Below are 14,104 nucleotides of genomic sequence, written 5' to 3'. Positions count from 1 at the left end.
TCAAAACACAAACCGGGTCCGCTTGAAACGACCCGGGACATTAAGCGCGACGGAGGACGGCACGATGCTTCAGAAAAACCTCATTCAGAAAACAGACTTCTATATCGATGGCGCATGGCGCGCTCCGGTAGAGGCCAAGTCCATTGAGGTCATTAATCCCGCTAACGAGAAGCCTTATGCCGTAATCTCTGCAGGCTCTGCGAAAGACATTGATCTGGCGGTCGCAGCTGCCCGCAAGGCATTCCCGTCCTGGAGCGAAACTTCTGCCGCGGACCGCATCGGTTATATTCGACGGCTCGTGGAAATTTATGAAGCTCGTCTTGAGGAAATGGCCAAGGCGATCTCGCTGGAAATGGGAGCGCCAATCACGCTTGCGCGGGAATCGCAGGCTGCGGCAGGCCTTTCGCATACCAAAGCCTTCATCGCAGCATTCGAGAATTTCGAGTTCGAAGAGCTTCTTTCTCCGAAATTTCCGAACCAGACGATAGTGCGCGAACCGATTGGCGTTTGCGGCCTCATCACGCCCTGGAACTGGCCAATGAACCAGATCGCGCTAAAAGTTATCCCTGCGCTAGCTGTCGGCTGCACCGTCATACTGAAGCCATCCGAGATTGCCCCCATGTCGGCCATGCTCTTCGCCGAGTTTGTGGATGAGGCTGGTTTCCCGCAAGGTGTGTTCAATCTCGTCAATGGCGAAGGTGCTGTCGTTGGTGAGGCCCTGTCGCAGCATCCGGATGTCGACATGATGTCGTTTACCGGCTCGACGCGCGCAGGCACAGCGGTCTCTCGAGCTGCAGCAGCAACGGTGAAGCGGGTTTCGCTTGAACTTGGCGGCAAGTCGCCGAATATCGTTTTCGCCGATGCCGACCTCGAAAAGACCATTGCCCGCAGCCTTGCCCATTGTTTCGAAAATACCGGCCAGTCCTGCAATGCGCCGACGCGCATGCTGGTCGAACGTTCGGTTTACGACAAAGCGGTCGAACTCGCCAGGAAGGTGGCGGAAGGCACGAAGGTTGGTGACCCGGCAGAAGAAGGCGATCATATTGGCCCGCTTTCCTCTTCGATCCAGTTCGAGAAAGTGCAGAAACTGATCCAGAAGGGCATCGACGAAGGTGCTCGGCTTGTGGCTGGTGGAACGGGGCGTCCCGATGGATTCACCGAAGGGGACTTCGTCAAACCAACCGTCTTTGCCGATGTGAATAATGACATGACGATTGCCCGCGAAGAAATCTTCGGACCGGTGCTGGCTATGATCCCCTTCGATACGGAAGAAGAAGCCATCGCCATTGCCAATGACACGCCTTACGGACTTGCAGCCTATATCCAGACCGGCAGCCCGGAACGGGCGAAACGCGTGGCTCGAAAGTTGCGTGCCGGCATGGTGCAGATCAATGGCACCTCCCGCGCGCCGGGCAGCCCGTTCGGAGGCTACAAGCAGTCGGGTAATGGTCGCGAAGGCGGCAAATGGGGGCTGGAAGACTTCATGGAAGTCAAGCTCATCAGCGGCTGAACTTCCAATATAGCAATAAAAAGCGCCGCTTAGCGGCGCTTTTTATTGCAAATCAGGGTTTCTTCATAACGCGGATACGCTGCTCTCCACCAATATTAATCAATTGCGTAGGAGGTGGTATCTTATGAACGTCATGCGTGCCGAAGCTGTCTGGGTAAAACGCATAACCGGCAGGCGGTTGCGGCGGGTTTCGATCGTCAATCAGTCGACCGCCCGTCAATTCGGTCATCGGGTCAGGAATGGCCGAAATCAGCCGCCGGGTATAAGGGTGGGTTGGATTCGAGAAAATCCGATCCCACGGACCACTTTCGACAATCTGCCCGAAATACATGACCGCCACCCGGTCGCTCATATGCTCCACGACGCTCAGGTCGTGGCTGATCATGATGTAGGAAAGGCCAAGCCGCTCCTTCAGCTCCAGGAGCAGATTGATGATCTGCGCCCGGATCGAGACATCAAGGGCCGAAACGGGCTCATCGAGCACGATGACTTTCGGATTAAGTAACAGCGCTCGTGCGATCCCTATACGCTGGCGTTGACCACCGGAAAATTCGTGCGGAAAACGCCTCGCCTGCTCGGGTTTCAAACCAACGAGACGTAGGATCTCTTCAATGCGACCGTCGATTTCGCTACGCGATTTCACGCCGTGAAGTCGCAAAGGTGCAGCGAGCGACGTGTACACCGTCTGGCGAGGATTGAGTGAAGCAAACGGATCTTGAAAGACCATCTGCGCCATCTTCGACCGTTCCAGACGGGAAGGTTCATTCTTGCCTGTGATCGGACGTCCTTCAAAATAGATCTGCCCACTGGTCGGTCTCTGCAAGCCGACTATGGAGAGGGCCAGTGTGGACTTACCGCAACCAGACTCCCCTACAATCGAAAGGCACTCGCCTTTGTTAAGCGTCAGGCTGAGATTGTTGACGGCGCGCAGCAATTGCTTGGAACGACTGAAAATTCCACCGCTCACCGGGAAGTAAACGCAGACATCATCGATGCGAACCAAAGGTTCTGCCAGTTTGGTTGAATGTAGATCATTCATGATGGAAGCACCTCACCACACCGGCATCCTCAAGCGGCGTCCAGCCCGGCTTTTGCGCACGGCAAACATCGGTCGCACGCGTGCAACGCGGCTCGAACCGGCAGCCTTTTGGAAAAGCGGAAATCGATGGCACGACACCCTCGATTTCCTGAAGCCGTAGCTGGCCTTCCGTCTGGCGCGATCCAAGCTGCGGCAGGGACGCCAGAAGACCATGCGCGTAAGGATGTGCCGGATGATGAAACAGATCCGCCGTTACACGCTCCTCGACCAGATGCCCGGCATACATGACACCCACGCGACGACACATTTTCGCAATGACCCCAAGATCATGGCTGATCATCAGAACGGAAGTCCCTCGCGCCGTGCAAAGTTCCTGCATAAGACGCAGAATTTCTGCCTGAACGGTCACGTCAAGCGCGGTCGTGGGTTCATCGGCGATCAGCAGATCGGGATTGCATGCAAGGGCGATCGCGATCATCACACGCTGGCGCATGCCGCCAGACATCTGATGCGGATAGTTCTTCACACGCTGCTCTGGTGCGGGCACCTGAACGCTGGCAAGTGCTTCAATCGCCTTGCGTTCTGCCTCATGCCAGGTTGCCCCCTGATGCAGCACGAACATTTCCGCAATCTGTCTTCCCACTGGTGACAGGGGATTAAGGGCGGTCATCGGTTCCTGAAAAATCATCGCGATACGATTGCCACGCAGCTTTCGCACTTCGCGCGACGACATGGCTCGCAGGTCCTGTCCTTTGAAGCGGATCGCGCCTCCGGTAATTGACAGCGGCTTACGCAACAGCCCGATCATGGACAGCGCGGTGATGCTCTTTCCGCAGCCGGACTCGCCCACCAGACCAAAGGTCTCGCCAGCGGCGATTGTGAACGATACATCCTCGACCACGTTATGTTTGCTTGAACCGGAAACGATATCGATGCGAAGATTTTCGACTTCTAGAAGTGGTTGTTCGCTCATACTTTGCGCGTCCTCATATGCGGGTCGAGCCAGTCACGAAGACCATCGCCGAACAGATTGAGTCCGAGTACCGTGAGGAAGATAGCCAGGCCCGGAAACACCGCAGCCCAAGGCGCGTTCACAATCAGCTCTCGCGCATCGGTGAGCATGTTCCCCCAGCTTGGATCGGGGGGGCTGATACCGAGACCAAGGTAGGAAAGAGCTGCTTCCGCAAGGATAGCATCGCCCATTCCAAGAGTGCCGATAACAAGGATAGGGCCGATCATGTTCGGCACAATCTGCGTGATCATGATGCGGACATCGCTATAACCGAGCATCTTGGCGGCCTGAACATATCCCTGTTTCTTGAGAGAAAGGGTTGAGCTGCGCGCGATCCGGCAGGTCCAGGACCAGTTCGTCAAACCCAGAGCAAGCAGAAGGCTCGGCAAACCGGGACCGAGGACAGCCATGATTGCCAGAGCAAAGATGAGCGACGGTATCGCCAGCATCAGATTTGTCAGACCGTTGACGAGATCGTCCCACCATCCGCCGAAATAGCCCGCGGAAATGCCAAAACACAAACCAATGACAGTGTTGATGCACTGCGAGACGACGCCGACGGTCAGTGACACCTGCGCGCCATAGAGGATTCGCGAAAAGACATCGCGCCCCTGTGCATCGGTACCAAACCAGAATTGTGTGTCAGGCGGAAGTTCGGCGTTCATCAAATCGGCATCAAGGACCGGGTTATAGTGGGCCAGCAGCGGTGCAAAAATCGCCGCCGCCGCGATGACGATGCATATGAAACCGCCGAATACGAGATTGAAACGGAGCTTCATGGGCTTACTCGTGGCTTATACGCGGGTCGATAACCGCGTAGAGGATGTCAACGATCGTATTGATAACCAGAAACCACAACACGATTACGAGAATTGCCCCCTGCACGACGGGGATGTCGCGCAGCGAAACGCTATCAATCAGCAAGGAACCAAGACCCGGCCACGAGAAAAGTTTCTCCACCACCACGGCCTGCCCCATCATCGATCCGAACTGCAGGCCGATAGTCGTGATGATCAGCACCAGCGCATTTCGCATGACATGCCATTTCACAAGCCGAAAGCTGCTCATGCCTTTGGAACGCGCTGTTCGAATGAAATCGGCACCCATCACTTCAAGCACGGCTGCTCGCGTCGTTCTTGCCAACAGTGCAAGGGGCGCGACACCCAGAGTGAGCGCCGGGAGGATAATATTTCTGATGCCGCCGTCGCCATAACCGAAGCTCGGCAGCCATCCGAGCGTCAATGCAAAGAGATACATGGCGAGCAGACCCAACCAGAATTGCGGCAAGGAAAGACCCGAAACCGCTCCTATCATGGTCACGCTGTCAAGAATGCTTCCGGGTTTCAACGCTGCGAGAAATCCGAGCGGCACCCCGATCAGGATAGCAAGTCCCATCGCGGCAAAAGCGAGCTTCAGCGTGGGCCACATTCGCTCCTGAATAAGCGAGATAACCGGCTGCCTTGAACGATAAGAAGTCCCTAGATCGAACTGCGCCAACTGAACGAGATAGTTACCGAAACGCACATGAACAGGCTTGTCGAGCCCGAATTCCTGGGTGATCTTCTCGACCATTTTCGGATCGTTCATGCCCTTGCCATTGGCGATAAGGCCGGAAGCGATGCTACCTGGAACCACGCTGAAGATAACGAAAATCAACAACGATACCGCCACGACCGTCGGTATCATCTGTAGGACGCGCCGGAAAATAAAATAGAGCACACGGTCCTCCTTTCGGATCAGCGCCGATTACGCTGGAGCAAAGGGGATCAGTGGCCCGCCCGAGAAAGAGCGGGCCGATCCAGAACAGCTGGAACTAGCGACCGGCCGGAACCGTGTCGTCCACCCAGAGCTTTTCATAGGACTGAACCGCGAGTTCCGCCGAGTTCGGCTGCAGGCCATGCAGCCATGGCTGGTGTGCCATCACTGCCTTGTTGTAGTTGAAGAACCAGACCGGCGCTTCTTCCTGCAACAGATTGTTCGCCTTCTTCAGAAGTTCGTTCTTCTCTTCTTCGGTTTTTGCCACCTTGGCTTCGTCGACAATCTTGTCGAATTCCGCATTGGAGAATTTTTGATAATTGCATGCGGATTGCGGCGTCGCGGAATAGAAGCACTGCATCGCGGTGAGTGCATCGGGCCCGCTTTCGAGCGACCACATATAGGCCTGGAAATTGCCAGCCGGAACCACATCAGCAAGCACAGAGGCCTCTACCGGCTTGGCCTTCACCTTGATGCCGACCTTGGCGAGCATCGGAATGATCGCCTGAACAATGGTCAAACCCCAGCTCTCATTCTGCGTTGCAGTCAGTTCGAACTCGAAACCATCTGGATATCCGGCTTCTGCGAGCAAGGCTTTCGCTTTTTCGGGATCATACGGATATGGCTTCGCATCCTTGTCGAAGGCTGGTGATGAGTTTGGAAGCCAACCTACAGCACGATAGGCCTTGTCCTTGACCAGACGCTTGATGATGAGATCGCTATCGATCGCGTAGTTGATTGCCTGACGGACGCGCTTGTCCTGGAACGGCTTGAAATCCGGGTTGAAGCCGACGGCGCGCGTATAAACTTCCGCCACCTCGACCATGTTCTTCGCCAGTTCGGGGTCGGCAAGATAGGCAGTGTACTGCGCGGGGCCAAGCACAGCTACATCGATTTCCTTGTTGCGGAACGCGACATCGCGCGCCGCCGCATCACCCATGATCATGATATTGATCTTGTCGGCGTAAGGCTTGCCCTTCTCGTAGTATTTGTCCCACTTCTCGACCGTGAGGCGTGAGCCGGGAACATATTCGGCAAACTTGTATGGTCCGAGACCGACGGGGTGGCGCTGAAATTCCTCACTGTCCCCCTCGCCTGCAGGATAGATCGCTGTGTTGTTACGCATAAACTGGAAACCCGGATCGATCGGCTGCTTCAACGTGATCTCGAGCGTATGGTCATCGATCTTCTTCAGACCGGAGATTTCCTTGGCCTTACCCTGCGTATATTCCTCCGCTCCTTTGATCTCGGCAATGTAGCGTGCTGGTGGGAATGCCTTTTTCGGGTCCATTATCCGTGTGTAGCTCCAGATAATGTCGTCTGCCGTCAAAGGCTTGCCATTGTGGAAAAATGCATCCTGACGAAGCTTGTAGGTATAGACGAGCCGGTCGTCGGACACGGCCACGTCCGTTGCAAGACCGAGCACCGGCTTGTTCAAATCGGCATCCCAATCATAGAGCGTGCGGTGAATAGCTTTGGCGTAGAACTCGTCCTGCGTGGCAGGCGATGCCTGAATGTCCAGCGTCGAGAAGCTGTCGCCGTAAGGCGCGACGAAATTGATAACGCCCCCTGAACGCGGTTCATCCGCAGCATAGGCTGCCGTTCCCGTCAACAGAGCTGCGGACAGCGCCGCCAGCAATGCAAATTTTCTCATATTGTTCCCCTTCATAAGTGTCATTCTTGCGATTCAGATGAACCGTTCATTCGGACAGTTCCGCCGAAACTTCGCTGTCCGACATTGCGCCGAAGCGTTTCCGCTTCAATTCTTTTTATGATCCGGCAGGAACCGGAGTATCGCTTCACGACCGTTCGAACACGATCTCACCGTCGCGTAGGGTAAGAACACAATGCGTGTCGTTGAGAATTTCTTCCGGCTTTGCAGTGAGCATGTTGCGCGTGAAAACTGCAATATCGGCAACCTGTCCAGGCACGAGCTTGCCCTTCACATTCTCCAACTTCTGTGAAAAAGCTCCGAACTCGGTGTAAACCTGCAGAGCCTCTTCAATGGTCACGCACTCGCGGGCATCCATCACCGTCCCCTTGCCCGTTTCACGGGTCAGCATCGAATAGATATTCGGATAGGGATTGGGGTGACAAACCGGCGCATCGCTGCCGGTCGCGGGTTTGAAACCGAGATTTTTCCACGTCTTCAGCGGGTAGCTTGAAAGGGCGCGTTCCTCGCCGAGAACAGAAATATAGGCATCTCCAAAATCATAGATGAAGACCTGTTGCGGGCACGGATAAATGCCGGCCTTCTTCATCCGCTCGTGTTGCGCCGGCGTGGAGAAACCGCAATGCTCGATACGATGGCGGCGGTCGGGATCGGGATAAGCGACTAGCGCCTTTTCATAGGCCATGATCAGCTGGCCGATTGCTGCATCGCCGATAGCGTGGCATGCCAGTTGGTAACCCTTCTTATGCGCGTCCAGCACCAGCGCTTCCAATTCCGCGTCCGGTAATATCTGGACACCGATATTGTTGTCGTCGCCAAGATAAGGCTTGCTCATCCACGCGGTCCGCCCGCCTGCTGAGCCATCGAGGAAAATCTTGACGGCACCGACCGTCAGCATGTCGTCACCGACACCGGAAACAAGCCCTGCTTTATAGCATTCCTCAACGATGGAAGGCCCAGGGTCGCCAAGCAGTACGAGCCAGGTGCGTACCGGCAAACGCTTTTGCAGCTTCGCGATGTTGTAGGCACGGATTTCATCGAAGCCCGCAACCTGACCGACAGCTGCATCCATAACGCTGGTAATGCCGTAGGAAAGAAGAAGGTTGCCCGCAGCCTCAATGGCTTCGATCATTTCTTCCGTCGTCGCCTTGGGGATAGCCCTGCGAACGGCGCCTTGAGCATTTTCAGCCACCATTCCGGTCAGAACGCCATTTTTCTGTTCGATCAAACCGCCTTCCGGTACCGGGAAGTTTTCATCCACACCGGCCAGCTCAAAGGCTTTCGAGTTGAAGATCGACACGTGGCCACAAGCACGTACGAGCATGACGGGATGGTTTGGAGCGACCGCATCGAGCTCCGACTTATGGGGATGACGACCGACGTCGAGCTTCGTCTGGTCATAACCGCGTGCTTTGATCCAGGTCCCGGGAGGCGCAGAAGCAGCCTTCTCGCGAATGGCATCAAGCAGGCTCTGTAATGTTGGCGCGGCCTGCGGTGTCGCATCAATCCATTTGAGTGTAAGCCCGACCGAGATAAGATGCAGATGGGCATCATTTAATCCGGGTGTCGCGAAGCGCCCTTCGAGGTCGATCAAACGGGTTTTGTCGCCCCTCAAGGACCATATCTGGTCCTTCGTACCCGTAGCAAGCACCTTGCCTTGCCAGATGGCCAGGGCTTCAACTGTGCCCTCTTCGTATCCACACCAGATCGTGCCGTTATAAACTATGGTATCGGCACACAATTCGGGCATTACAGGCATTTCAGCGATCCCCTCCCTACGTCACGCTTATATAAGTGTAGGGAGATTTCCATTGATGCTTTGACCGATCAAGCCGTGGATTTGTTAAATTTGTAGGGGGCAAATTGTTCAAAATGACAAGTCTACGGTCAATTTGCCGAAATTTTTGCAAAGTTGAGGTGAAACCGGTCGATCAAATCGGCAAAGACTGCCGCCAAATGGTTATCGCCGCCTCTGGCCTGTCAACAATCACAGCTTTAAAATATCTGCAGACACGCAAATGATAGGCAGCATCGCTCAACAGAGCACGGTCTCAAGAAGCGAATTGTCGACATACCCCCGACCCATTCCTTGGCGACTGACGACACCAGCGCAATTGGCCGTTAAGGGATGGGCAATGGGGCGTCCCGGTTCACAAATAACGATACGCCCCGTCAAAACGACAATCAAACGATCAGTATGCCGATCCCGGCGTGCGTTCTGCCAACTGTTCGGGAGTCAGCAAATCCGCGTGATGGGCACGTGCGACATCCGGATGCGACCGGAGGCGACTTTTGAGATTATTTGCACCTACCTCGCGGAAGATCGGATTAAGCGCGTCCACAGTCACGCCGCGTTCCTTGGTCTTCAACTCCTCCGGCAAATCGATAACCGGAATAGTCGCATCGTAACGAGCGCCAAGGAAGAACGCGACTGAGAAGCGTTCAACACCTGCTGGCGGCGCGACGACGCCGTGTACATCCGCCCGCACGAATCCGTTCGTGGCAAGCTCAAGCAGTTCCCCGGTATTGATGACAAAGGTGCCTGGGACTGGAGGCGCATCGATCCATTCGCCGTCTTCGCGTTGAACCCTCAAACCGGGAACAACATCCTGCAGGAGGACGGTAACGAAGCCACCATCCTTATGGGCACCCACCCCTTGTTCGCTTTCCGCCACATCGCGGCCCGGATAACGAATGATCTTCAAGAGCTGAGACGGATGCGGTTCGTAAATCTGGGCGAAAAAGTCTTCCGGCTGTCCCAATGCAGCAGCGATGGCTTTCAGAATGTCGATGCCGACACGCGTCACCTCGGCCTGATAGGCAAGCAGCAACGGCTTGAGTTCCGGCAACGCATCCGGCCATTGGTTCGGGCCGATCAGTCGCTTCCACGCCGGGCTGTCCGAACCAATTACGGCGGGCTCCGATTCAGTGTTGATATCCAGCTGTTCACGCCAGTCCTGCTGGCCGCGTGTCCGTTCAAAGCCAGCTCGATTGTAGCCTCGAAAATGGGGCGACTTCACCATTTCGATCTTCAGCTTTTCTTCCGCGGGCAGTGCGAAGAACTTCTTCGCCGTACTTACTACGTCTTCCACGAGTTTTGGATCGACGTCGTGGCCCGTAAGATAGAAAAAACCGTGGTCGTGAAGCGTCCGGCGCAATTCTTCAATAAAGCTGCCGCGCTCCTCCGCACTTCCGTTGAAACGGGACAGATCAAGCAAAGGCAGGTTGATCGGCGTGGTATGTATGGTCATGGAAACCTCCTGAAAATTCTTAGCGCGAGCGACGGCTGCGGGCCACGCGGTGATTGACAAGGCGAGCGGCATAATCGCCGGTAATCTGAATGGATTGCACGATTGCAACCAGAATGATGACAACGGCGATCATGACTTCCGGCATGAAGCGTTGATATCCGAAACGAATTCCGAGATCGCCCAAGCCACCGCCGCCGACCGTTCCTGCCATCGCCGAGTATCCGACAAGGCTGACAAGGGTAACCGTTTGCCCGGCAATAATCCCCGGCAGCGCCTCTGGCAGCAGCACCTTGAAGATGATCTGGATAGGCGTCGCGCCCATGCTTTCCGCAGCCTCGATCAGGCTTTGGTCTACTTCACGCATCGCCGTTTCCGCTAGTCGCGCGTATAAGGGTACGATTGCCACTGTCAGAGGAACGATGGCTGCATAGGTGCCAACCGTGGTTCCAGCAATCAGGCGCGTCAGGGGAATGATCGCCACCATCAGGATGATGAACGGCGTGGATCGAACCAGATTGACGATCGTGCCTGCTATGCGGTTAAAAGCCGGTCGTTCAAGAAACTGGCCGGGGCCGGTAACAACCAGCGCGACGCCCAGCGGTAGGCCGATCAAAGTGGACAGGACAGCTGATGCGGCCACCATAATGGCCGTCTGCCTCAGCGATTCAAGCAAGAGCCCGGCGAGCGCCGGGGGAAGCAGATCGGACAACATGGCCGATAACCTCTCCATGAAGATTGAGTGAAGAAAGATAGCTTCGGACAGCGGCAAGATCAGCCGGACCGTGCTCAGCGACAAGCGTCATGATGCCCAGAGGTTTGCCGCAAATATAATCTATACGTCCATGCAGTATGTTCGGATTTATCCCGAAACGCTGCACAAGCGTTGCAACGACAGGCGCGTGGGCGGCATCACCGGCGAACACGATACGCAGAACGGGATCCGATCCCGCTACAGGTTCCGGCAGTAGCCGCCGAGACACTTCCGCCGGAAGATCATGAGCAACAATGCTTGCCAGAAATGACCGGGCGGTTGGGGATTGCGGAAAAGCGAAAACATCGAAAGTCGGGCCACTTTCAACGACCCTGCCGCCATCGAGAACCGTCACATAGTCAGCGATGTCGCGTACTACCTCCATTTCATGCGTAATAAGCACAATCGTCAGGCCGAGGCGTCGATTGATGTCTTTCAATAAAGAAAGAATTTGTTCCGTGGTTTCGGGATCAAGCGCTGAGGTAGCCTCATCGGATAGCAGGACGCTGGGCTCCAGAGCCAATGCCCGCGCTATGCCGACACGCTGCTTCTGACCGCCTGACAGTTCCGATGGATAAGCACCAGCCTTTTCCTTGAGGCCCACCAACTCAAGCAGATCGTTAACACGCGATTTTATAGTTTTCCGATCAATACCGGCGAGTTCCAACGGTAGAGCTACATTACCATAAGCAGTTCGCGAGGAAAGGAGGCTAAAATGCTGAAATATCATTGATACTTCACGCCTGACCTGCCGTAGTTCTTCTTGCCGGAGGGTTGTGATCTCACGGCCCGAAACAAAGACTTTCCCATCGCTTGGATGCACCAGTCCGTTCAGGCAACGGACCAGCGTACTCTTCCCTGCACCTGAGCGGCCAATGATACCGTGAATGGTTCCCTTTTCAATCTGAAGCGAAACATTGTCGATGACCGGACCAGCCTTCTCGTCATAGGTCTTTGTCAGCGAACGTATGTCGATGATCGACAGTGGTGATGTCACATCACCCAGTGCCGTATTCGACATATTTTCGCTGCGTACGAGCACATTCATCTCACCAACCCGCTATGATGTTGCCGCCGAATTTCTTCTCGATGAACGCTTTGACGTCGGGGGACTTATAGGATTCGATTAGCGTCTGGACCCAGGGCGCATCCTTGTTCTTTTCCGCGACAGCAAGCAGGCAGAAATAATCGGATAGCTGATCTTCAATCAAAATCGCATCACGGCTCGGCACCAGCCCGGCACTCAGCGCGAAATGCGAAGTGATAACGGAAAAATCCACGTCTTCCAGCGACCGGGGAAGCTGGGCCGTTTCCATTGGAATAATTTTGACCTTCTTCGGATTATCAACGATATCGAGTTCGGTTGCGTTGAAAGTCACCCCCGGTGTGAGCTTGAGAACGCCCCCCGCCTCGAGAAGTTTCAGGGCACGACCCGCATTGCTGGGATCATTGGGAATCGAAATCTGTGCCCCCTCCGGCAGTTCGCCAAGTGATTTATATTTGTGCGAATATCCGGCCATCGGCAACAGCACAGTACGACCGCCGACGGCAACAAGGCTGAGACCTCGATCCTTGTTCTGCTGGTCGAAATAAGGCGTATGCTGGAAGCCATTGGCGTCGAGATCACCATCATTCGTTGCCGGGTCGATCAGTGCGCCGTCCGAGAACTCCACAATCTCTATTTCCAATCCCTTTGCCTTGGCGACGGGTGCCAGTGCTTCGGCGATTTCCGCATGTGGACCAGAAGTCACGCCGAAACGGATTTTGTCCGCAAATGCAGGTGAAGCGACGAGTACGGAAAAGAGTGCTGCGGAAACAGCTCCGCGCAACAATGAAACTGGATGCATGTCATTTTCCCTGTGGTTGTTTTTGAGGCACGCTTACGCAGCGCGCCGTTTGCGTTCATTGTTCCACTGTGCCAGCCTTGAACTGGCTTCCTGCAGCGTTTCTTCGCGCTTCGCGAAACAGAAACGCACATGGCTGCGCACATCGCGCGCACCGTAGAAGGACGAGATGGGCACAGGTGTTACGCCTGCTTCAAGCGTCAAACGTCGGCAGAAATCGAGATCATCGTCTCCGCTATCAAGTGCTCGTATGTCCGCCACAGCAAAATAGGTGGCTGGTACATCGGCGACCTCGAACCCCGCAGATTTCAGCCCTTCGACCAGAAGGTCTCTCCGCGATGCCAGCGCCGCACGAAGGCCGGTGAAATAACTGTCCGGCAAGCTTAACCCTACCGCCACTGCCGTTTGCAAAGCCGGGGGCGTGGTAAAAGTTACATACTGATGCGCACGGGCAATTGGCGCAAGAGTCGCCTCGGAAGCGGTCACATAACCAACCTTCCAACCCGTCAGGGAAAAGCTTTTTCCAGCAGAGCCGATACGCACCACACGGTCACGTATTTTTTCAACGCCCCATAAGGAATGAAACGGCCTTTCATCGAAGACGAGATGCTCGTAGACCTCGTCCGATACAATCAGGAGATCATGCTTGATGGCGAGATCGGCGAGAAACTCCAATTCATCGAGATCGAATATTTTGCCTACCGGGTTCATCGGCGTGTTGACGACAATCAGCCTCGTCCGTGGAGAGATGACTTTCGCCAACTCCTCACGCGGTAGTTCCCACAGAGGCGGCTTCAACCGTACCGGGACCACCGTTCCTCCTGCACGACGAATAAGCGTTGCATAAGCATCGTAAGCTGGCTCGAACAGAATTACCTCGTCGCCCGTGTTCAGATGCCCGAGAAACGTATCGGCTAGCGCTTCCGTAGCGCCGGAAGTGACGAGGACTTCCTTTTCCCAGTCAATGTCGAGGCCAAGAAAACGTCTCGTGTTTTCTGCAACCGCCTGACGGAGGACGGGCAGGCCCATCATGGGTGGGTACTGTTGTGAAGTTTCACGAAGAGCGAGGGCAGCAGCGTCAAGGAGTTCAGTTGGCTCAAAGCCTTCCGGGAAACCCTGTCCCAGATTAATAGCTCCGCGCTCAACGGAAAGCCGCGACATCGCCTCGAAAATCGACGTTCCCGCCTCACCGAATATCGGGCTAACCATCGGCGCTCCCCTTTCGCAATCGAACTTACGGGGAGAAGATAAAGCCTATAAAATCAGTAGA

The 14,104-nt window shown here is 55.2% G+C and carries 12 protein-coding genes; 1 reads left to right on the top strand and 11 read right to left on the bottom strand.

From position 1 onward, the window contains the following. The first annotated feature begins 64 nt into the window (after positions 1-64). On the top strand, positions 65-1,510 hold the full coding sequence (locus ACS5UA_RS08340) for an aldehyde dehydrogenase family protein (protein ID WP_006473151.1): 1,446 nt from the start codon (positions 65-67) through the stop codon (positions 1,508-1,510). A gap of 52 nt (positions 1,511-1,562) precedes the next feature. Here ACS5UA_RS08340 and ACS5UA_RS08335 read toward each other — a convergent pair whose 3' ends face one another. The 11 genes from ACS5UA_RS08335 to ACS5UA_RS08285 form a co-directional block, all read right to left on the bottom strand. Beyond that, complete coding sequence (locus tag ACS5UA_RS08335) at positions 1,563-2,549, bottom strand: ABC transporter ATP-binding protein (protein WP_006469037.1); 987 nt, start codon at positions 2,547-2,549, stop codon at positions 1,563-1,565. Continuing rightward, on the bottom strand, positions 2,542-3,522 hold the full coding sequence (locus tag ACS5UA_RS08330) for an ABC transporter ATP-binding protein (RefSeq protein ID WP_021587267.1): 981 nt from the start codon (positions 3,520-3,522) through the stop codon (positions 2,542-2,544). Before ACS5UA_RS08330 ends, ACS5UA_RS08335 begins: the two co-directional genes overlap by 8 nt. Next, complete coding sequence (locus ACS5UA_RS08325) at positions 3,519-4,340, bottom strand: ABC transporter permease (protein ID WP_006469039.1); 822 nt, start codon at positions 4,338-4,340, stop codon at positions 3,519-3,521. Before ACS5UA_RS08325 ends, ACS5UA_RS08330 begins: the two co-directional genes overlap by 4 nt. A 4-nt stretch (positions 4,341-4,344) precedes the next feature. Continuing rightward, complete coding sequence (locus tag ACS5UA_RS08320; RefSeq protein WP_006469040.1) at positions 4,345-5,280, bottom strand: ABC transporter permease; 936 nt, start codon at positions 5,278-5,280, stop codon at positions 4,345-4,347. 94 nt (positions 5,281-5,374) lie between these two features. Then, complete coding sequence (locus tag ACS5UA_RS08315) at positions 5,375-6,970, bottom strand: ABC transporter substrate-binding protein (RefSeq protein WP_021587268.1); 1,596 nt, start codon at positions 6,968-6,970, stop codon at positions 5,375-5,377. 145 nt (positions 6,971-7,115) lie between these two features. Beyond that, positions 7,116-8,738, bottom strand: a complete 1,623-nt coding sequence (locus tag ACS5UA_RS08310; RefSeq protein ID WP_374846531.1) for an amidohydrolase — start codon at positions 8,736-8,738, stop codon at positions 7,116-7,118. A gap of 442 nt (positions 8,739-9,180) precedes the next feature. After that, positions 9,181-10,239 carry an isopenicillin N synthase family dioxygenase gene (locus ACS5UA_RS08305; protein ID WP_006473154.1) on the bottom strand — a complete coding sequence of 353 codons (1,059 nt, stop codon included), beginning with the start codon at positions 10,237-10,239 and terminating at the stop codon, positions 9,181-9,183. A 19-nt stretch (positions 10,240-10,258) separates the two neighbouring features. Next, positions 10,259-10,951, bottom strand: a complete 693-nt coding sequence (locus ACS5UA_RS08300) for a methionine ABC transporter permease (protein WP_021587269.1) — start codon at positions 10,949-10,951, stop codon at positions 10,259-10,261. Further along, positions 10,905-12,038 carry a methionine ABC transporter ATP-binding protein gene (locus ACS5UA_RS08295; protein WP_006469044.1) on the bottom strand — a complete coding sequence of 378 codons (1,134 nt, stop codon included), beginning with the start codon at positions 12,036-12,038 and terminating at the stop codon, positions 10,905-10,907. Before ACS5UA_RS08295 ends, ACS5UA_RS08300 begins: the two co-directional genes overlap by 47 nt. Position 12,039: 1 nt before the next feature. Beyond that, the gene (locus ACS5UA_RS08290) at positions 12,040-12,837 is read right to left on the bottom strand and encodes a MetQ/NlpA family ABC transporter substrate-binding protein (protein ID WP_006469045.1); all 798 of its coding nucleotides are present in this window, start codon (positions 12,835-12,837) and stop codon (positions 12,040-12,042) included. 33 nt (positions 12,838-12,870) lie between these two features. Further along, the gene (locus ACS5UA_RS08285; RefSeq protein ID WP_006469046.1) at positions 12,871-14,043 is read right to left on the bottom strand and encodes an aminotransferase; all 1,173 of its coding nucleotides are present in this window, start codon (positions 14,041-14,043) and stop codon (positions 12,871-12,873) included. Positions 14,044-14,104 lie beyond the last annotated feature (61 nt).

Source organism: Brucella sp. RRSP16 (genome assembly GCF_052246815.1).
In the GTDB taxonomy this organism is placed as follows: domain Bacteria; phylum Pseudomonadota; class Alphaproteobacteria; order Rhizobiales; family Rhizobiaceae; genus Brucella; species Brucella intermedia.
This window is presented reverse-complemented; position numbering and strand designations above follow the sequence as displayed.

Bases quoted from the DNA above. Each gene is read 5' to 3' on its own strand.
- ACS5UA_RS08340 (WP_006473151.1), top strand. From the start codon at position 65: ATGCTTCAGAAAAACCTCATTCAGAAAACAGACTTCTATATCGATGGC.
- ACS5UA_RS08335 (WP_006469037.1), bottom strand. From the start codon at position 2,549: ATGAATGATCTACATTCAACCAAACTGGCAGAACCTTTGGTTCGCATC.
- ACS5UA_RS08330 (WP_021587267.1), bottom strand. From the start codon at position 3,522: ATGAGCGAACAACCACTTCTAGAAGTCGAAAATCTTCGCATCGATATC.
- ACS5UA_RS08325 (WP_006469039.1), bottom strand. From the start codon at position 4,340: ATGAAGCTCCGTTTCAATCTCGTATTCGGCGGTTTCATATGCATCGTC.
- ACS5UA_RS08315 (WP_021587268.1), bottom strand. From the start codon at position 6,970: ATGAGAAAATTTGCATTGCTGGCGGCGCTGTCCGCAGCTCTGTTGACG.
- ACS5UA_RS08310 (WP_374846531.1), bottom strand. From the start codon at position 8,738: ATGCCCGAATTGTGTGCCGATACCATAGTTTATAACGGCACGATCTGG.
- ACS5UA_RS08305 (WP_006473154.1), bottom strand. From the start codon at position 10,239: ATGACCATACATACCACGCCGATCAACCTGCCTTTGCTTGATCTGTCC.
- ACS5UA_RS08300 (WP_021587269.1), bottom strand. From the start codon at position 10,951: ATGTTGTCCGATCTGCTTCCCCCGGCGCTCGCCGGGCTCTTGCTTGAA.
- ACS5UA_RS08295 (WP_006469044.1), bottom strand. From the start codon at position 12,038: ATGAATGTGCTCGTACGCAGCGAAAATATGTCGAATACGGCACTGGGT.
- ACS5UA_RS08290 (WP_006469045.1), bottom strand. From the start codon at position 12,837: ATGCATCCAGTTTCATTGTTGCGCGGAGCTGTTTCCGCAGCACTCTTT.
- ACS5UA_RS08285 (WP_006469046.1), bottom strand. From the start codon at position 14,043: ATGGTTAGCCCGATATTCGGTGAGGCGGGAACGTCGATTTTCGAGGCG.